Source organism: Peribacillus sp. NPDC056705, assembly GCF_043656335.1.
Genome location: NZ_JBHTYI010000003.1, coordinates 177,822 through 198,295 on the forward strand (window position 1 = coordinate 177,822; position 20,474 = coordinate 198,295).

At 43.4% G+C, this 20,474-nt stretch carries 16 protein-coding genes; 1 reads left to right on the top strand and 15 read right to left on the bottom strand.

The window, feature by feature from the left end; translation table 11 throughout:
* Window positions 1–3: 3 nt before the first annotated feature.
* From priA to ACFRAK_RS05565, 7 genes are all read right to left on the bottom strand, one after another.
* Complete coding sequence (priA, locus tag ACFRAK_RS05535; protein WP_387599795.1) at window positions 4–2,415, bottom strand: primosomal protein N'; 2,412 nt, start codon at window positions 2,413–2,415, stop codon at window positions 4–6.
* A gap of 6 nt (window positions 2,416–2,421) precedes the next feature.
* On the bottom strand, window positions 2,422–3,630 hold the full coding sequence (coaBC, locus tag ACFRAK_RS05540) for a bifunctional phosphopantothenoylcysteine decarboxylase/phosphopantothenate--cysteine ligase CoaBC (protein WP_394571403.1): 1,209 nt from the start codon (window positions 3,628–3,630) through the stop codon (window positions 2,422–2,424).
* A gap of 260 nt (window positions 3,631–3,890) precedes the next feature.
* A complete protein-coding gene (gene rpoZ / locus ACFRAK_RS05545) occupies window positions 3,891–4,094 on the bottom strand; it encodes a DNA-directed RNA polymerase subunit omega (protein ID WP_260284216.1) in 204 nt (67 codons plus the stop codon).
* A 3-nt stretch (window positions 4,095–4,097) separates the two neighbouring features.
* Window positions 4,098–4,712 (bottom strand): guanylate kinase, encoded by a 615-nt coding sequence (gene gmk / locus ACFRAK_RS05550; RefSeq protein ID WP_034313809.1) that lies wholly within the window; start codon window positions 4,710–4,712, stop codon window positions 4,098–4,100.
* 10 nt (window positions 4,713–4,722) lie between these two features.
* The gene (gene remA, locus ACFRAK_RS05555) at window positions 4,723–4,986 is read right to left on the bottom strand and encodes an extracellular matrix/biofilm regulator RemA (RefSeq protein WP_034313813.1); all 264 of its coding nucleotides are present in this window, start codon (window positions 4,984–4,986) and stop codon (window positions 4,723–4,725) included.
* A gap of 53 nt (window positions 4,987–5,039) precedes the next feature.
* Window positions 5,040–5,915, bottom strand: coding sequence for a YicC/YloC family endoribonuclease (locus ACFRAK_RS05560; protein ID WP_387599788.1), 876 nt, complete (start codon window positions 5,913–5,915; stop codon window positions 5,040–5,042).
* Window positions 5,916–6,070: 155 nt separating this feature from the next.
* Window positions 6,071–8,749 (bottom strand): calcium-translocating P-type ATPase, SERCA-type, encoded by a 2,679-nt coding sequence (locus ACFRAK_RS05565; protein WP_394571446.1) that lies wholly within the window; start codon window positions 8,747–8,749, stop codon window positions 6,071–6,073.
* 421 nt (window positions 8,750–9,170) lie between these two features.
* Between ACFRAK_RS05565 and ACFRAK_RS05570 the strand changes: the two genes are divergently transcribed.
* Window positions 9,171–10,892, top strand: coding sequence for an Rqc2 family fibronectin-binding protein (locus ACFRAK_RS05570; RefSeq protein ID WP_394571404.1), 1,722 nt, complete (start codon window positions 9,171–9,173; stop codon window positions 10,890–10,892).
* A 52-nt stretch (window positions 10,893–10,944) separates the two neighbouring features.
* Here the strand turns inward: ACFRAK_RS05570 and pyrE are convergent, their stop codons facing one another.
* The 8 genes from pyrE to ACFRAK_RS05610 are packed head-to-tail and all read right to left on the bottom strand — an operon-like array spanning window position 10,945 to window position 20,448.
* Window positions 10,945–11,580, bottom strand: coding sequence for an orotate phosphoribosyltransferase (gene pyrE / locus ACFRAK_RS05575; protein WP_098371060.1), 636 nt, complete (start codon window positions 11,578–11,580; stop codon window positions 10,945–10,947).
* On the bottom strand, window positions 11,574–12,290 hold the full coding sequence (pyrF, locus tag ACFRAK_RS05580; RefSeq protein ID WP_387599783.1) for an orotidine-5'-phosphate decarboxylase: 717 nt from the start codon (window positions 12,288–12,290) through the stop codon (window positions 11,574–11,576). The genes pyrE and pyrF overlap by 7 nt, the downstream gene beginning before the upstream one ends.
* A complete protein-coding gene (locus ACFRAK_RS05585) occupies window positions 12,262–13,203 on the bottom strand; it encodes a dihydroorotate dehydrogenase (RefSeq protein WP_387705940.1) in 942 nt (313 codons plus the stop codon). The genes pyrF and ACFRAK_RS05585 overlap by 29 nt, the downstream gene beginning before the upstream one ends.
* Complete coding sequence (locus ACFRAK_RS05590) at window positions 13,200–13,979, bottom strand: dihydroorotate dehydrogenase electron transfer subunit (protein ID WP_387599777.1); 780 nt, start codon at window positions 13,977–13,979, stop codon at window positions 13,200–13,202. The genes ACFRAK_RS05585 and ACFRAK_RS05590 overlap by 4 nt, the downstream gene beginning before the upstream one ends.
* Window positions 13,976–17,182, bottom strand: a complete 3,207-nt coding sequence (gene carB / locus ACFRAK_RS05595) for a carbamoyl-phosphate synthase large subunit (protein WP_394571405.1) — start codon at window positions 17,180–17,182, stop codon at window positions 13,976–13,978. Before carB ends, ACFRAK_RS05590 begins: the two co-directional genes overlap by 4 nt.
* Complete coding sequence (locus tag ACFRAK_RS05600; protein WP_192203979.1) at window positions 17,161–18,267, bottom strand: carbamoyl phosphate synthase small subunit; 1,107 nt, start codon at window positions 18,265–18,267, stop codon at window positions 17,161–17,163. The genes carB and ACFRAK_RS05600 overlap by 22 nt, the downstream gene beginning before the upstream one ends.
* Complete coding sequence (locus tag ACFRAK_RS05605) at window positions 18,264–19,550, bottom strand: dihydroorotase (RefSeq protein WP_387599771.1); 1,287 nt, start codon at window positions 19,548–19,550, stop codon at window positions 18,264–18,266. Before ACFRAK_RS05605 ends, ACFRAK_RS05600 begins: the two co-directional genes overlap by 4 nt.
* Window positions 19,513–20,448 carry an aspartate carbamoyltransferase catalytic subunit gene (locus tag ACFRAK_RS05610; protein ID WP_394571406.1) on the bottom strand — a complete coding sequence of 312 codons (936 nt, stop codon included), beginning with the start codon at window positions 20,446–20,448 and terminating at the stop codon, window positions 19,513–19,515. Before ACFRAK_RS05610 ends, ACFRAK_RS05605 begins: the two co-directional genes overlap by 38 nt.
* Window positions 20,449–20,474: the final 26 nt, after the last annotated feature.

Here is a 20,474-nt window from a genome sequence, read left to right on the forward strand (position 1 = left end):
CAATTACATCATGATCTGTGGATTTAAATCTATTGAAATCTGCAGATGATTTTGAGCGGTTTCTTTTTGGTAATGCTCCAAAAGTGTGCGTAGATGCTGATTAAGGTCCGGCTCTCGTTTGTATTTTATCAGACATTGATAGCGATATCTATTGTTGATTCGACTAATGGGCGAAGCAACCGGACCCAGTACGATAGAATCCCGATTCAATCGTGAGCCTAAATAATTGGTGATTTTTTCAGTAACACTGACCGTCTTCATTAAGTCTTCATGTGAAACGGTTATAAGGACAACATAATAATAGGGAGGGTAATGACTTTGCCTCCTTAAATGCATCTCCCGTTCATAAAAAGCATCAAAATCCTGTAAGGCAGAAAGTTCTATGCTGTAATGCTCAGGCGTATAGGTTTGGATGACCACTTCTCCCGGAAGCTGATGACGTCCCGCCCTTCCGCTTACCTGTGTCAGAAGCTGGAATGTCTTTTCAGAAGAACGGAAATCGGGCAGATGCAGCATCGTATCAGCTGATAGGACTCCAACAAGAGTGATATTAGGAAAATCAAGGCCCTTGGCTATCATTTGGGTGCCTAGCAATATATCGGCCTTCCCTTCACCAAAGGCATTCAGCAACCGCTCATGTGAACCTTTCTTGCTCGTCGTGTCAACATCCATTCGTATGACCCGTGCTTCAGGGAGGATTTTTGCCAGCTCTTCTTCAACCTTTTGAGTGCCTGTACCGAAGAACCTTATATGTTCACTTTCACATTCAGGGCAAACGGAAGGCATTCCCTCTTCAAACCCACAATAATGGCATTTCATTATATCATTAAAGCGATGATAAGTAAGTGAAATGTCACAATTTGGGCAGTTGATGACCAATCCGCAGCTTCGGCACATCACAAAGGAAGAATGTCCCCTTTTATTTAGCATCAGGACTGTTTGCTCTCCCTTCTCAAGCCGGTCTTTCAGCTTGGTAAAGAGCAGCTCCGAAAACATGGAACGATTTCCCGTTCTTAGTTCTTCCCTCATATCTACAATATCCACTGCCGGCAACGCATTTTTATTCATCCTCTGGCTAAGTGTCAATAATTTATAGACGTTTTTCTTGGCACGCGCAAAAGATTCAAGTGTAGGTGTGGCGCTGCCAAGAATTACCGGACACTTATATGATTTTGCTCTTTCAATGGCAACATCCCTGGCGTGGTACCTTGGGGTTTCTTCTTGCTTATAACTGGATTCATGTTCTTCATCAATGATGATCAGCCCCAGGTTTTCAAAAGGAGCAAACACGGCTGAACGCGCGCCCACCACCACTTTAACTTCCTTACGGTGAATTTTCCGCCATTCATCATATTTTTCACCTACGGATAAACCGCTATGCATGACAGCTACCTGCTCACCAAATCGTTCCTTAAACCGCTTCACCGTCTGTGGCGTTAAGGAGATTTCAGGTACAAGCATGATGGCTTCCTTCCCTTTTTCAATGACAGAGGCAATTGCCTGTAGATACACTTCCGTCTTCCCGCTGCCTGTTACACCATATAAAAGAAAGACATCATGTTCATCATGATGTATTTTCTCGTTGATGGGCTTCAAGGCAGCTGTTTGTTCAGCCGTTAGTGTAAAGGGTGTGGATTTTTCGAACACACGGTTTTCATACGGATCACGGTATATTTCTTGATCCATTTCCGCCAAAGCCCCTTTTGACACTAGGGATTTCACGGTACTGCTTGATGTGTTTATCAATTCAAGCAATTCCTTTAACGGAATGGGTTCTTGATGTTCAATAAAGTATTGAAGGAGTTCCTGTTGTTTTTTTGCATGGCTGGACATGGCTGATGCCATTTCTTTCAGTTCCTTAGGGGAAAGCAAAGATTTAATGACACGGACCGTCTTTTTATTTAGTCGGTTTTTCACATTATATACGAGCTCAAGACTGCCATTTTGCATTTCCTTTTGGAAGAGGGAGGCGTTCTCCCCTTCAATCACGTCTTTCCATGATATTGAATCATTTTTTCCGAATAGGTTTTGAATGAAGAGAGGCAACTGATCCTTTTTATCTTCAACGACTTTAATAACTTTTTCATACTTAGCTTTCATCGCTGCCGGAAGCATGGCTTGCAGCGCTGAAATTTTAAAACACATCGCCTCTTTAGTCAACCAGTCACCAAGCTGCAGCAATTCATCATTAAGGATGGGCTCCAAATCCATTGGTTCCTTTATATTGCGTAATTTCGCAAAGTCGCTTTTAGCTTTTAAGCCTGTAACGAATCCCTGCACCATTCTTGGTCCGAACGGCACGATGACCCGCATTCCGGGCTTGATGACTTGGTTCCACTTTTGAGGTATGCGATAGTCGAATTCTCGATCCGTTTGTTTAGCAGGTACATCCACGATTACGGATGCTATATCCATAAGACATCATTCCTTTTGCATGCGGGATACTTCTGACAGAATGCTTTTAGCTATATCCGCTTTACTCATTTTTGGAAGTTCGGTCGCACTTCCATCTTTACCGTAAATGGTCACGATGTTCGTATCCGTTCCAAATCCTGCCCCTGCGATGGTAACATTATTGGCAACAATCATATCTGCATTCTTTTTGACTAATTTTCCTCTTGCATATTCTTCAACGTTGTTCGTTTCAGCCGCAAAACCTACCAAGATTTGATGAGTTTTATTTTCACCGAGTTCCTTAAGGATATCCTTTGTCCGTTCAAATTCAATCACATTTTCCCCTGGCTGCTTTTTCATCTTTTGAGCATGATAAATCTTTGGTTTATAGTCCGCCACTGCAGCCGTCATGATTACGACGTCGCTGGAATCGAACTGTTCGAATGCCGCATCATACATATCCGCTGCAGATTCCACTGGTATTACTCTAGCCTTGAAAGGTGGCGTCAAGTTCACAGGACCAGTAATCAATGTCACTTCAGCACCCATTTCAATTGCCTCTTCTGCTAGGGCATAGCCCATTTTTCCGCTGGAATGATTCGTCACGTAACGCACCGGATCAATCGCTTCACGAGTCGGTCCTGCCGTTATCAAATATTTCTTTCCTTTAAGAGGCTTTTTCTGTGATTTGCGTTCACCGAAATATCGATTAAGATGTTCTACGATTGTTTCCGGTTCCTCCAATCGCCCTTTTCCTACATAACCGCAGGCCAAATACCCTTCGCCCGGTTCAATGAATTGATATCCAAACGACCGAAGTGTCTCCATATTTTTCTGAACCGCTGGATGGACGTACATGTGCACGTTCATTGCCGGCGCAACCCAAACAGGTGCTTCCGTTGCCAGTAGCGTAGTCGTGATCATATCATCCGCGATTCCATTGGCCACCTTGCCAATGACATTGGCTGTAGCTGGGGCCAAAAGGATGATATCAGCCCAATCAGCCAAGTCGATGTGGGCAATGACTGAAGAATCCTTCTCATCAAAAGTATCTGTATAAACATCATTTCTCGAAAGCGCCTGAAAGGTGAGCGGCGTCACGAACTTACGTGCCGATTCACTCATGATCACTTTTACATGCGCACCTTCCTGAGTTAATTTACTTGTCAGGGCAGCAGCCTTAAATACAGCAATCCCGCCGGTGACACAAAGAAGTACTTTTTTATCGATAAGCATGCAAATTTCCCCTAACTATACATTCTATTTTTTCTAATTATGACGGAAAACCAAAGAAATTTCATTTGAAATGCGCAATAACATATGGATCCTCCAGAAATTCCATATATCACCTGACTTCATCAGTGATTTTGGTTACTTATAAAAAAATCAAAACAAACAGGCCTGACACCTTGGCCGCAGGAAGGAAGCACTTTCCAAATGTAACGCTCCTGTTTGCTTTAGGGTGTCAGGCCCGATAGGTTAAGCTATGTGTTCTCTTAGTTTTCCTCGTAAGAATTATCATAAGTCAATTTACCGGAATGAATTTCTTCAAGGGCACGACCTACCGATTTATGGGAAACCGGTTTTACGAGGCAGTTATCTTTAATTTGCATTTCCCTGGCGCGTTTAGCCGCCACTGATACAAGTGAGTATTTAGAATCGATTTTAAGTAATAGAGAATCAATTGATGGATATAACATAATTTATTCCGCCTCCAACATTTTTTTATATAAAACAGCAACTCTTTCCCGACGGCAATGCTCGGCAATTACAATTGCATTAATTCGCGCACATGCGGCATCCACATGATCATTTTCAACAACATAATCGTACAGATCCATAAGTTCTATTTCTTCCTTAGCCACCTTCATACGTCCTTTTATCGCTTCCTCCGTCTCGGTTCCGCGAGTAACGATGCGGCTTTCGAGTTCAGTCAAACTCGGAGGAGCAAGGAAAATGAAAAGTCCTTCAGGGAATTTCTCCCGGACCTGTTTAGCTCCTTGAACTTCTATTTCCAGAAATACATCTTTTCCGGAATCGATTGTTTCACGGACATAATCCACGGGTGTTCCATAATAATTACCGACGAACTCAGCATATTCCAGTAATTTTCCTTCTTCGATAAGTGCTTCGAATTCCTCGCGTTTTTTGAAGAAATAGTCCACGCCGTCCACTTCACCATGGCGAGGCAGCCGTGTCGTCATCGAAATTGAATATTCGAATGCCGTCCCTGGCTGAGAAAAAATCGCCTTCCTTACAGTTCCTTTACCAACACCGGATGGACCGGACAAAACGATTAATAAACCTTTTTCTCTCATATTGTTTCAGTTACCCCTCTTCTACGCTGTCATCTCTATCTTGGAGCCGTGCAGCAACCGTTTCCGGTTGAACGGCAGATAAGATAACATGGTCGCTGTCTGTAATTATTACGGCCCTGGTTCTTCTACCATATGTAGCATCTATTAAGGATCCGCGGTCCCGGGCGTCCTGGATGATCCTTTTGATCGGAGCCGATTCCGGGCTCACGATCGATACGATCCGGTTTGCGGAAACGATATTCCCAAAACCAATATTAATGAGCTTTATTGACATTTTTGTCCCCCATTCATATCTATTGTCACCTTGTTAGGTTCATCATAAACCGACTACTCGATATTTTGAACCTGTTCCTTTAATTTTTCAAGAAGACTTTTCATTTCCACCACTTCTTTGGTAATGGCCGAATCATTCGCCTTTGATCCGATCGTATTGACTTCCCTGTTCATTTCCTGGACAAGGAAGTCAAGTTTTCTTCCAATTGGTTCATTATGGGTAAGCGTTCTTGAAAATTGCTGTATATGGCTATCGAGTCTGGTCAGTTCTTCATTTATATCACATTTATCAGCAAAAATGGCCGCTTCTGTAATAATGCGGCTATCTTCGATCAATCCTTCAGTCAACTCGGCCAGCTTGATTTCCAACCTGGCTTTATATTTCTCGACGACTGAAGGTGCATGCATTTTGACCCCTGCTACAATCTCACCGAACCTTTTCAGCTGGTGTTTCATGTCCAAGGCCAGTTCCTGACCTTCCAGATTCCGCATTTTTTTCAGATTTTCCAATGCCCCCGTGACAGCCTTCAATAATAGGGATTCCAAATCGGCAGGAACCGCAGGTACTTCTTCCGTCATGAAAATCGATTCAAGTTGCAGCATATCCTGTAATGTAATGGAACTTTCCAGATTGTACTTTCGCTTGACTTCATCCATCAAACCCACATACTGATCCGCAAGATTCCAATCGATCATCACCTTTTTGGAAACTAGGCTCTCACCTTCCACTGTAATGAAGATTTCCACCCGTCCCCTTCTTATGTATTGATTCGCCTTCTTCTTCACCTTTTCTTCCAAAATCAAAAGCTGGCGCGGCATCCGAATCGTATATTCACAAAAACGATGGTTCACGGTCTTAATTTCGGCAAAAACCTTGACCTGTTCGTTTTCCGCTTCTTCTCTTCCATAGCCCGTCATACTGGTAACCATGGTTCCACATCCTATCAAACATAATGTAGTAATTTGGCCTTTAACTTTCATTATATATTAGCTACAGCATGAAAACTTTAGCTCACAAATAAAATACTACAAAAATAAAAAGGCAATAGAGCATGACTCTACCACCTTAAAGATTATAACATATATCATTGTGCTTTTCTTGCTAAAAAGGTTCCAGCCAGTAAAAAAGTTGGAATGGATGCCATCCCTATAACTAATAGCCAATCCCTTCCCGAAATTGGTACTGTATGAAAGATTGTTTGTAAAGGCTGGACATACATGACGGCTACCAACAATAATAGGGATGATAGTACCGCCCCCACTAGATAAAGGTTACCGAATGGATTTCTCGAGAAGATCGAATGTTCGCTTCGGCAATCGAATACATGTATTAGCTGAGCTAAGACCAAGGTAGCAAACGCAATCGTTTGTGCATATGCAAGATTATCCGGATTTGCACGGTATACTACATAAAATGCGATCAATGTAGAAATCCCGATCAGAAACCCACGGGAGATGATCTTCCAGCCAAGCCCTCTTCCAAAAACTCCTTCATTAGCATTTCTTGGTTTTCTTTTCATTACATCTTCTTCTGGGGAATCCAATCCCAATGCCATTGCAGGCAGTCCGTCGGTAATAAGGTTCACGAATAAGATCTGGATTGGTATCAAAGGTAACGGCAAGGCAAACAGCATCGCAAAAAACATGACCAAAATCTCCCCAACATTGGAAGCAAGCAGATAACGGATGAACTTCCTGATGTTTTCGTAAATATTCCTGCCTTCATTGATGGCCGATTTAATTGTGGCAAAATTGTCGTCAACCAATATCAAGGAAGAAGCTTCCTTAGCGACATCAGTACCCGTGATACCCATGGATATACCAATATCCGCTGATTTTATCGCAGGGGCATCATTGACACCATCCCCTGTCATTGCAACAACATGTCCTTTACTTTGCAAGGCTTTTACGATTTTCAACTTATGTTCAGGGGAAACGCGGGCAAATACCGAAACACTTTCAACAACTTCCTCAAGTTCCCCGACTTCCATGTCGGCCAATTGCCGTCCTTCCAGTACACGGTCTTTTCCTTTTAAAATACCAAGTTCTTTAGCTATTGCCTTTGCGGTTATTATATGGTCGCCAGTAATCATGACAGTTTTGATCCCCGCATCCCTGCATTCCTTAACTGCCTGCTTCACTTCCGGACGTGGGGGATCGATCATGCCCTGCAGCCCCATGAAGGTCAAATTGCACTCAGCTTCGGTTTCATGAAGCAAAATCGTTCCTTTTGAAAGGGGTTTATAACCAACAGCAATCATTCGAAGTGCCTGCGAGGCAAGCTCATTCATATCCTGTTGCACCCTTTCCTTACTCTTCTGATTCAATATTTCCGACTTTCCTTCCCAAAGAATCGTGTCGGACTGGGCGATTAATACATCAGGTGCGCCTTTTACGATGACGAAATGTTTATCTTTTTCATCCTTCACTATGACACTCATCATTTTGCGGATTGAGTCAAATGGAAACTCCTTGACTATCGTAAATCTCTTAGACAAGTGTTCCCTCGTCATGCCCGCTTTCATTGCCGCGACCAACATCGCCCCTTCTGTCGGATCACCGTCCAAAATATATCGTTTACCATCCTCCTTTAACTCGGCATTATTACAGAGCATGCCGAATGTAATTATTTGAAGCAAGGCATTATGGTTTTTCGGGGCAACTGAAACTCCTTCTAAAGAAAACTCTCCGACCGGATTATAACCAGTACCGCCGACATCCCAAGTTTTCCCTCCACTCCAAACCTTCGTCACCGTCATTTTGTTTTGTGTAAGTGTTCCTGTCTTATCTGAGCAAATCACCGTTGCGCAGCCAAGCGTTTCTACAGCAGGAAGCTTGCGTACTATCGCTTTTTGTTTGATCATACGCTGAACGCCCAAAGACAATGCTACAGTCACAATGGCTGGCAAGCCCTCGGGAATCGCCGCAACAGCCAAAGATACCCCGGCCAAAAACATCGTATAGAGGTCATGCCCTTGAATGACACCAGTCAGGACCACTATTACAGTTAATATTAAAGCCGTGACGATCAAAATTTTTCCTAGCTGCTCCAACCTCCGTTGAAGTGGTGTTTCTTTTGTTTCAGCAGTCTGCAGGAGATCTGCAATCTTGCCCATCGCCGTATTCATACCAGTAGCGATTACGATTCCGACCCCATTTCCCCTTGTTACCATCGTTCCCATAAACGCCATATTTTCCTGATCACCGATACCTTCAACCTCATTCATCAATGGATCAGAAGATTTAACTGCCGGGAGTGACTCACCGGTAAGTGCAGACTCTTCTATTTCAAGGCTTGAATGCTCGATGATCCGTAAATCGGCACCAATTCGGTCACCACTTGAAAACTTCAGGATATCCCCTACTACGACTTCTCTCGATGGGACTTTCAGCCACTGGCCATCCCGAAGTACGTTAACTTGCGGCGCAGCCATTTCCTTTAGGGCATCCAGGGATTTCTCTGCCTTCCGTTCTTGAAAAAACCCAAGTAATCCATTCAAAAAAACAATCGCCATGATGGCAATCGCATCGATATATTCACCCAATATCCCGGAGACTAGGGTCGCGGCAAGTAAAACTATGACCATGAAATCTTTGAATTGGGCGAAAAATAAAAGAATGGCTGATTGTTTTTCTCCTTCCTTCAATTCGTTAAAACCATGCTTTCGCAGCCTGTCCTTTACTTCATCATCGTCCAAACCGTGTGTAACGTTTGTTTGAAGCGCTTTCTCCATTTCTTGATTATTCATTTCCTTGAACTCCATCAAGTATCACACATCCCTTTGAATAGAATGAAATAGGCTCCTGTATACATCTCAACAGGCGCTTTTTGCTTTATTCATCCAACACCTGCCTGCTTACCGATACATAAAACAACCTGCTCTTCTTCCATGATTATTCAGACTCGTCCAAAATAATGCTATAATTAAACAGAATTGCGGAAAGAAGAACGATCCGGATAATTTATGAATGAACGACCGCTAATCATGATGAATGGACTAAATTTGCATTTAATCTCAGAAACAAAAAAATCAGCCATTCAATTTATCTAAACTATCAACCCCAGCTTTTCACCCAGTTCGCTAAAAAATTGGGATTAGCTAAAATGGGCAGCCCCTGATGCTTTGATAACGCCCGGCAAAAATGAGTTCTTAGAAAATCTTATGTAAAGGAAGTAAAAATAGAATGTCATTTGATGGATTATTCACGAAAGCGATGACGGAAGAAATCGCTTCTATATTAAAAGGTGGACGAATCAATAAGGTACACCAGCCTTATAAAAATGAAGTTATACTGGTTGTTCGTGCTGGAGGTAAGAACCATAAGCTCTTACTATCAGCCCACCCAAGTTATTCGAGGGTGCAAATGACCGAAGAAAGTTATGAAAATCCCAAAGAGGCACCCATGTTCTGTATGCTTCTTAGGAAGCACCTCGAAGGCTATACGATAGAAAATATTTATCAATATGAACTTGATAGGATGATCATTTTTGAAGTGAAGGGCCGCAATGAGCTTGGTGATGTCTCTCAAAAGCAGTTAATCATTGAAATCATGGGGCGTCACAGCAACATTGTTTTAGTCGATAAAGAACGAAATATGATTTTGGACAGCATTAAGCATGTTTCACATGCTGTTAACAGTTATCGTGCAATATTGCCCGGCCAGGAATATTTGGCCCCGCCCGCACAAGAAAAGAAGAATCCCTTCGAGGCCACAGAGGACGATATAAGAAAGAATATCGACTTCAATGCAGGAAAGCTGGATCGACAGCTTGTTGCCCATTTTTCTGGAGTTTCGCCATTAGTTGCAAAGGAAGCCGTTTACCGGGCTGGACTTGCCAACAGCACGACCCTTCCATCAGCTTTTTTAAAGATTATCCAAGAAATCTCGGAGCAAAACTATACCGCGATGATCAGACAAGATGGAAATAAAGAAGTTTTTTATATGCTTTCACTCGATCATCTGACTGGGAATCAACGTACATTCCCTTCATTGAGCGAGATGCTCGACCGCTATTACTTCGGAAAGGCAGAAAGAGATCGAGTAAAGCAAAAGAGCCAGGATGTAGAACGTTTCATTACTAATGAAATAGAAAAGAACTCAAAAAAAATCGGGAAGCTCGAACGTACATTAAAAGATACGGAACGCGGAGAACAGTATCAGTTGTTCGGTGAGCTGCTTACAGCTAATCTATATCAAATGAAAAAAGGCATGAAGGAAATAGAAGTCGTCAATTATTATGATGAAGAACAAAGTATGGTCAACATCCCGCTTGACCCGTTAAAAAATCCATCAGATAATGCACAGAAGTACTTCTCCAGATACCAAAAGTCCAAAAATGCAGTCGGAGTCGTCCAAGAACAAATCGAAAAAACAAAATTGGAATTGTCCTACTTTGAAGCCTTGCATCAGCAGCTCCAATCAGCTTCACCCAGAGATATTGAGGAGATTCGCGAAGAACTACAGGAAGAAGGATACATTAGGCAAAAAAAGAAAAAAGGCATGAAAAAGCCTGCAAATGCAAAACCGCAGCTTGAAACATATTATGCTACAGATGGAGATCTCATTTTTGTCGGGAAAAATAATAAACAAAATGATTATCTAACGAATAAGTTTGCACGCCGTGATGAAATATGGCTTCATACCAAAGATATACCTGGCTCACATGTTGTGATTCGAAATGAATCGCCAAGTGAAAAAACGATAAAAGAGGCAGCCGTATTAGCAGCATTCTTCAGTAAAGCACAGCAATCAAGCTCAGTGCCCGTTGACTTCACACAAGTTCGCCATGTTAAGAAACCGAATGGTTCCAAACCCGGGTTCGTGATCTACGACCAGCAGCAGACCGTATATATTACACCTGATGCCGATACTGTCATACGCTTAAAGGAAGCGGTAAAGGATTGAAAGGTAAAAAATAGAGGTGACCCAATCCTTCGTGATTGGGTCACCTCTATTTTCATGCAGAAATCCAAGCCGTATCAGCCGGATTCTCACGCCATTTTTTTAGCTTTTCCAATTCTTCTGCTGTGATGTACCCTTTTTCATTAGCGACTTTTATCAAAGTCGAGTAGTCACTCAATGAATGGTTAATAATGCCCTCAGCATCGAATTTTTCTTTTCCTTTTTCCAATTCGTAAGTGAAGATCGAAACGACTCCTAGAACATCACAGCCAGCTTCTTTCAGCGCGTTAACAGCAGTAATCACACTTCCGCCGGTTGAAATCAAGTCTTCCACAACCACCACTTTTTGTCCTGGAACAGCACGGCCTTCAATTTGATTGCCCTTTCCATGCTCCTTGGCTTTGGATCGAACATAGCACATCGGTGCATTTAATTTTTCACTCACCCAAGCTGCATGCGGAATGCCGGCAGTTGCTGTGCCTGCAATCAGTTCAGCCTCAGGGAAATTCTGTTCAATCAATCCTTTTAATCCTTCCGCTATTTCATTGCGAACCTCTGGGTACGAAAGGGTTAAGCGGTTGTCACAATAAATGGGTGATTGAATCCCAGATGCCCAAGTAAAGGGGTCATTCGGCTGCAGGTACACTGCTTTTATTTCCAATAGATGTTCAGCTATCTTATTATTTAACATGATATTCCCTCCCAAGCTGCTTTCATATCCAAATACGCCTTTAATGGATCTGCCGCCCCCGTTATGGCTCTCCCTACAACGATGGCATCCGCTCCAAAACCCCTAGCCTGTTCAGGCGTTGCAATTCTCTTTTGATCATGCGCTTGTCCACCTGCACTTCGGATTCCAGGTGTGACCGTTAAGAATTCATGACTGATGCGTTCATGTATGTTCTTTACTTCATGGGTGGAACAGACGACGCCATCCAATCCTGCCTGTCTAGTAAGTTTTGCATAATGGAGGACCGAATCCTCCAGAGATCCGGCAATGTTTTGCTCAACATTCATTTGTTCCTGTGATGTGCTCGTCAGTTGGGTAACCCCTATGCATAATGGGCGTTTTTTACCAGCGGACGTTCCCTTATCCAAACCTTCCATGGCTGCTTCCATCATCTTTTGTCCACCCGCCGCATGGACATTGACCATGTCAGCCCCTAAAGTTGCCAATCCTGTCATGGCCATTTTGACGGTATTCGGAATATCATGAAGCTTCAAATCCAAAAACACATCGTGGCCTTGCTCTTTTACGAAAGAAATTATTGATGGTCCATTCTGATAAAATAATTCCATCCCCACTTTTACAGCCAATTTTTCCGAATGGAACTGTTTTAGGAATTCTTCTGTTTGAATGAGGTCAGGAAAATCAAGAGCGATAATTAGTGACTGTTTCATTCTGCTTCCAGCTCCTTCCGGTACATTGTGAAATATGATCAAATCCGAGCTCATCCAACAATTTCGGTAATTCTTCGATGATGGTCGGGCATACAAAGGGATCCACGAAGTTAGCGGTTCCCACCGCAACAGCACTTGCACCCGCATAGAAAAATTCAATGACGTCTTGCGCTGTAGCGATGCCGCCCATTCCGATGATCGGAATAGACACTTGCTGGCTTACCTCATAAATCATCCGGAGCGCAACAGGTTTTATTGCAGGACCAGATAACCCACCCGTCCTGTTAGAAAGGATCGGTCTGCCAGTTTTTAAATCCAATCGCATGCCGACTAATGTATTAATCATTGTCAAACCGTCGGCACCGCCCTCTTCTACTGCTTTGGCCATTTCCACAATATTACTGACATTCGGTGAAAGCTTCACATACACAGGGACGGAAGACACTTCCTTGACCGCCTTGGTCACCTCTTTGGCAACTTCCGGCACCGTACCGAAAGCAATGCCACCTTCTTTAACATTCGGACAAGAGATATTCAATTCAAGTGCTTTTACATTCCCCACCTTACTTATATCACTGGCAACCTTTACATAGTCATCTATTTGCGAACCGGCAACGTTGGCGATGATGGGAACATCATACCCGCCTAGCCAGGCCAATTCTTCACTGATGACCTTTTCTAAACCTGGATTCTGCAGACCGATGGCGTTCAGCATTCCCGATGAGGTTTCCGCAACACGCGGAGTAGGGTTACCGAACCTCGGTTCAGGAGTGGTCGCTTTGATCATGATCGCCCCAAGAATATCCAAGTCGAAAAATTGACTGTATTCACGGCCGAATCCAAAGCATCCAGATGCTGGCATGACTGGGTTTTTCAAGTTTAATCCTGGTAATTCCACTGAAAGCCTGCTCATAATACCACCTCTCCTGCCCGGAATACGGGTCCATCACTGCATACCTTTTTATAACTGAAACCAGTTGGATCATCCCCTGTATGACACACGCAGGCAAAGCATGCACCGATGCCGCATCCCATCCTTTCCTCAAGGGACAGGTATAGCTTTTTCTCACGATAGCCCGCTTCCAACGCTCTTAACATTGGTGTAGGCCCGCATGAAAAGATCGTTGCAAACTCTTGCTCGAGGTTGTCTATTACAGTCGTAACAAATCCTTTTGTCCCATAAGAACCATCAACCGTAGCAATATAGGTATCACCTAATTCACTGAATTCTTTTTCGTAAAAGATGGCTGACTTGGTCTGGAAGCCCAATACATGGATTACCTTAACACCTTTTGCAACCAACATCCGTGATAATTGATACAGGGGCGGGACCCCAATCCCGCCACCAACCAATAATGCCGTTTCGCCCTTTTTGGCCTCATGAACGGGAAATCCGTTGCCAAGGGGTCCAAGGATATCGACCGCTTCCGCCTCTTTACGCTGTGATAACAGCGCCGTTCCTTTACCTTCAGCCCGGTATATCATCGTGAACTGCTTTTCACTGTTGTCGTAAGAAGAAATTGAAATCGGGCGTCTTAGCAATGGCTCAGTGCCATCTGTTGTCTTGACTTGGACAAACTGGCCTGGCTGATTCATCTCTGAAACCAATTCACCTTGAAGAGTAAGTTCAAAAATGGATGGGGCCAGTTCCTTATGATTTAACACCTTCATTCTTTCCTTCTTGATCATATATAGCTCACCTCACGACTTTTTTCCGTTTTTCCCATTGCTTCTGCCGAGAAAGTCATCGATTCTATCACTCTTAAAATAGCTTCTGCCGTATCAAGTGATGTTAGGCATGTCACTCCATTTTCAACCGATTCACGCCGGATTCTGAAACCATCTCGGGCAGGCTGCTTACCTTTTGTCAAAGTATTTATGACAAATTGTGCTTCCCCGTTCCGGATAACATCCAGCAGGTTTGTACCTTCTTCGCCAATTTTACCGACAATCGCAGTCGGGATGCCGGATTGCTTCAATAAGGCAGCAGTTCCGCTGGTGGCTATCAGCTTGAAACCGATATTATGGAAACGTTTTGCTAAAAGTAGCGCTTCTTGCTTATCTTTATCAGATATCGTCAATAACACCGAACCATGCCCCTTAATTTTGAAACCCGAAGCGACCAGCCCTTTGTATAAAGCCTTTTCAAGGGTGCTATCTTTCCCCATTACTTCACCAGTCGATTTCATTTCAGGTCCGAGTGAGATGTCCACACCTCTTAATTTTGCAAAAGAGAAGACCGGCACTTTCACATAGACCCCAGTTTGTTCTGGCACTAACCCCGATTTGTAACCTTGGCTTTCAAGTGTGTGGCCCAAGATGACCTTCGTGGCTAAGTTGGCCATCGGCACGTTCGTAATTTTACTTAAGAATGGAACGGTCCGGCTTGAACGTGGATTTACTTCAATCACATACACTTCTTCATTGCTGATGACATATTGAATGTTCAAGAGACCAATTATATTCAAACCTTTTGCCAACCGGGTCGTATAATCGATGATTACTTTTTTTTGTTTTTCCGTTAAATTTTGAGGCGGATAGACTGCAATCGAATCACCTGAATGGACGCCGGCACGTTCGATATGCTCCATGATTCCAGGGATAACGACGGTTTCGCCATCGGAAATTCCATCAACTTCAATTTCCTTACCCGTTAAGTAGCGGTCGATCAGGACAGGATGATCCGGATTTATTTTCACTGCATTTTTCATGTAATGCAGCAATTCCTCTTGTTTATAGACGATTTCCATCGCTCTTCCTCCGAGAACATACGATGGCCTTACTAAAACCGGATAACCAATATCTTCAGCGATGACGATTGCTTCATCAACCGATGTTGCAGTTTTACCCTTTGGCTGCGGAATGCCTAAATCCTTAAGTGCTCTTTCGAATTTATTGCGATTTTCCGCCCTATCCAGGTCTTCAAGTGAAGTACCAAGGATCTTCACTCCTCTTTCAACAAGACCATCTGCAAGGTTGATTGCTGTCTGTCCCCCAAACTGGACGATGACCCCTTCCGGTTTTTCCAAATCGATGACATGCATGACATCTTCAATAGTCAATGGTTCGAAATAAAGTTTGTCGGAGATACTGAAATCCGTCGAAACTGTTTCTGGATTGTTGTTGATGATGATCGCTTCATATCCCGCTTCTTTAATGGCCCATACAGAATGTACGGTCGCATAATCAAACTCTACTCCTTGCCCGATCCTAATTGGGCCTGACCCCAGAACAATGACACTTTTCTTGGCAGTAACGATGGATTCATTCTCATCTTCGTATGTCCCATAAAAATACGGTGTTTCCGATTCGAATTCCGCAGCACATGTATCAACCATTTTATAAACAGGGATGATTCCTTGCTGTTTCCGGTACTCATAGACGTCAATTTCGGGAACTCCCCATATTTCTGCAATCGTTTTGTCAGAAAACCCTAGTTCTTTAGCCTTTTGCAATACTTCACAATCGAAAGAATGTTCTTTAAGCTGCTTTTCAAAGTCGATTATTTTTTTCAACTTATGCAAGAAGAATAAATCGATCTGGCTCCATTCGTGTATTGTTTCAATCGTTATTCCCCTTCTTAATGCTTCACCGATATAGAATAACCGTTCATCTCCCGCTTTCCTGATCCGTTTCTCTATTTTTCCATCTTCAAACTCGTCATTCAAATTAAGATGGTATATACCCGCTTCAAGGGAACGGACAGCTTTTAGGATTGATTCCTCGAATGTACGGCCGATTGCCATGACTTCTCCGGTCGCCTTCATTTGGGTCCCGAGTCTACGGTTGGCGCTTTCGAACTTATCGAAAGGCCAGCGCGGAATTTTCGTAACGACATAGTCCAGTGCCGGTTCGAAGCTGGCATAGGTTTTGCCAGTGACAGGGTTCATCATTTCATCGAGCGTCAAACCAACGGCTATCTTTGCTGCAAGCTTTGCAATTGGATATCCTGTTGCTTTTGAGGCAAGTGCCGACGAACGGCTGACCCTTGGGTTCACTTCGATGACATAATATTGATAGCTGTTTGGATCTAGCGCCAGCTGAACATTACATCCACCTTCAATCTTCAAGGCACGGATAATCTTCAAAGACGTATTTCGAAGCATTTGGTACTCTCTGTCACTTAATGTTTGGCTTGGTGCGGCAACAATTGAATCGCCTGTATGGACACCGACAGGATCGAAGTTTTCCATATTACAAACGACTATCGCATTATCATTCGAATCACGCATCACTTCATATTCCACTTCTTTGAAACCGGCAATGCTCTTCTCAAGCAGACATTGGTGTACCGGGCTGCTTTTCAGGCCACCCTCAACAATCTCGATCAGCTGCTCTTCGTTATCACAAATCCCACCGCCTGTTCCGCCAAGCGTGAAGGCAGGACGAACAATGACTGGGTATCCGACCCGTTCTACGAATGTATATGCCTCTTCCAAGTTATGAATAATGTCGCTATCAGGTACCGGTTCCCCTAGATCGTTCATCAGCGTACGGAAAAGGTCACGGTCTTCCGCTTGTTGGATAGCTGAAAGTTTGGTCCCAAGAATCTGTACATTGCATTCTTCCAGGATTCCTGCTTCGGCAAGCTCGACTGCCATGTTCAAGCCGGTCTGTCCGCCCAAGGTAGGTAACAGTGCATCCGGGCGCTCTTTACGAATGATTTTGCTGACAAATTCCAATGTGATCGGTTCGATATAAACCGCGTCAGCCATTTCACTGTCTGTCATGATCGTAGCAGGGTTAGAGTTAATCAGGATCACTCGATAACCTTCTTCTTTTAAGGCTATACACGCTTGAGTTCCTGCATAATCGAACTCGGCGGCCTGTCCGATGACGATCGGACCGGAACCAATTACTAGGATGCTTTTTATATCAGTGCGTTTTGGCATGTTTTTTCCCCCTTGTTTGTTGCAGCTTCAATCATTTGTAAGAATTCATTGAATAAGTAGTTGGCATCTTCCGGCCCTGGTGATGCTTCCGGGTGATATTGTACTGTGAAAGCCGGATACTTTTTATGGCGCAGGCCTTCAATCGTATCATCATTCAATGCTGTATGTGTCACAATAAGATCTGTATTTTCAATGGAAAGCTCTTCTACTGTATATCCATGATTTTGAGATGTGATGGATACCTTTCCGGTACGAAGGTCCCTAACCGGATGATTAGATCCTCGATGGCCAAATTTTAATTTTTCCGTATCCGCCCCGTTTGCAAGTGCGAATAATTGATGACCTAAACAGATTCCGAATAATGGCACTTGCGTTTGGATTGTACGGATCATTTCAAGCGTCTCATGAACACTTTTCGGATCTCCAGGACCGTTTGAAAGCATCACGCCATCCGGATGATATTGCATCACTTCTTCGGCCGTGACGTTATAAGGCACAACCACGACATCACAGCCGCGCTTCGTCAACTCACGTAATATCCCATGCTTCATGCCATAGTCTACAAGAACTACCCGCGGGCCTCTGCCCGGGCTGGAATATGGTGCTTTTGTTGAAACCTGTTTCACTTGATTAGAAGGAATCACCGTTGCTTTCAACTGGGAAACCACTTCTTTTGCATCTTTATTGATATTGCAGAGCGCCCCTTTAAGTGCACCTGATTTCCTGATGATCCTTGTCAGCTTTCTCGTATCGATTCCGCTTATACCAGGTATGTTCTTCATTTTCAGATATTCATCAAGTGATAATTGGTTTCTCCAGTTGGAAGGAAGTTCTGCTGTTTCCTTAACGACGAAACCCGATATAGCTGGATTGATGGATTCAAAGTCATCCCGGTTTATTCCGTAGTTCCCGATTAATGGATACGTAAGTGTAACGATCTGACCGCAATAGGATGGATCGGATAGAATCTCCTGGTACCCTGTCATTCCTGTATTAAAAACGACTTCACCTATTTTTTCTACTTCCCCTCCGAATGCTTCCCCAAGGAATACTGTCCCGTCTTCTAAAATTAGCTGTCTTTTCATCCTTGAACACGTCCTTTTTCCCAAGCTATTTTTCCTTCCGCAATCGTCATGACTGGCCAGCCATAACATTTCTTTTCATTAAAAGGTGTATTTTTTCCTTTTGAAGCAAACTCTTCAGCATTAATTTCTTTTTCTGTTTCCAAATCGATGAGCACGATATCCGCAATAGCACCTTCCTTTAGCTCTCCATAAGGAAGGGAGAAACTTTCAGAGGGTTTAATTGTCATGAAATCGATCAATTGCTTTAATGTAATGACGCCCTTTTTAACCAATTCGGTGTAAAGCAGCGGGAAGGCCGTTTCCAATCCCACTATTCCGAAAGGAGCCAGCTGCATTCCCTGCGCTTTTTCCTCTGCCGCATGCGGGGCATGGTCTGTTGCTATAAAATCGATGGTTCCGTCAAGCAGTCCTTCTATCAATGCATCCCGGTCTTCACGGCCTCTTAATGGCGGGTTCATTTTATAATTCGTATCAAGTCCCGGTATATCATCTTCACACAATAATAAGTGATGCGGTGTAACTTCAGCTGTGACGCGGATACCGGCGCGTTTGGCATCCCTTACCGTCCTTACCGATTCCTTTGTGGATATATGGCATACGTGATAATGGCAATCCGCAGCTTCAGCAAGGAGGATATCCCGGGCAATATGTACAGCCTCACATACGGATGGAATTCCATTGATTCCCTGTTCTTTTGAGAATCTTCCTTCATGGACGGAGCCTTTATTAATTAAGCTATTGTCTTCACAATGAGCAACTATGGCCATATCTTGAGCGGCTGCCCGTTTCATCGCTTCCAGCATCATCCCAGCTTCTTGAATTCCCACGCCATCGTCCGTAAAGGCGAAAGCACCCGTTTGTTTTAATGAAGAAAAGTCGGTCAACTCCTTGCCGGCTTCCCTAATTGTAATGGAAGCATATGGGAGTACCCTTACATGAGCGGTTTCTTCAATTTTCCTGTTTAGCGCTTCAAGGTTTTCCACTGTATCGGGAACTGGCCTTGTATTGGGCATTGCCGCTACTGTAGTGAAACCGCCTCTTGCCGCTGCAAGCGTTCCACTTGCGATTGTTTCTTTATGTTCACCGCCCGGTTCGCGTAAATGGACATGCAGATCAACGAATCCTGATGTAATAAGTAACCCTTCAGCGTCAACTACTTTACAACTTTCCGTTGCCAAGTTCTCGCCGATTTTTGTGATGACCTTGCCTTCCATTTCAATGTCCGCTTTTTTGAATGAGTTTTGATTATCTAGCAATACTCCATTTTTGATTACTGTTTTCATGAATGTTTCCCCCTCCGGATTGTTCAAGCACATTTTTTAATACGGCCATTCTAATAAACACGCCATTTTCCATTTGTTTGAAAATTCTTGAGCGGCTGCATTCGACTAAATCACTGTCTATTTCAACACCGCGGTTTATTGGTGCAGGATGCATGATGATCGCACCCGGTTTCATATTTTTTTCACGTTGTTTGGTCAGGCCGAAACTTTCCAGATAATCTCCATTTGCCTGATCGTATTTTTCAATATGCCTTTCATGCTGTATTCTGAGCAGCATGACCACATCCGAGGTAGCTACCGCATGGTCGATGTCTTCATACCTTCCCAAACTGTTTGTTCTGTCAAACCATTCAGGCGGACCCGAAAATACGACATTCGCTCCTAAACGGGTTAATGCTTCTGCATTCGATTTCGCAACCCGACTATGCCTCACATCACCGATTATGGCAATCTTCAGACCTTTGAAACTTTTAAACTCTTGTTTTATCGTCAATAAGTCCAGTAATGATTGGGTTGGATGATTTCCGCAGCCATCCCCTGCGTTGATTATTGGAATCCCGATCTTCTCATTCAATTCATCAAAATAATTATCCTGTTCATGACGGATGATCAAGGCATTCACACCTATTGCTTCTAACGTTTTAACAGTGTCATATAAGGTTTCACCTTTTAACACGGATGATGTACCCGCATCAAAAGGAATGACCTCAAGCCCCAATTTCCTTTCAGCCATTTCAAAGCTTGATTTTGTACGTGTACTAGGTTCAAAGAAGAGATTGGCAACTGTGGTCTGCTGCTTTGGATTCCAGCTAGATCCGTTGGCAAAACCCTCTGCCTCATGTAAAATTCTTTCAATATCAGTTAAAGCCAATTCATTCATGGTCAATAATTTTTTCATCGATCCTGCTCCTTTCACATTTGTGA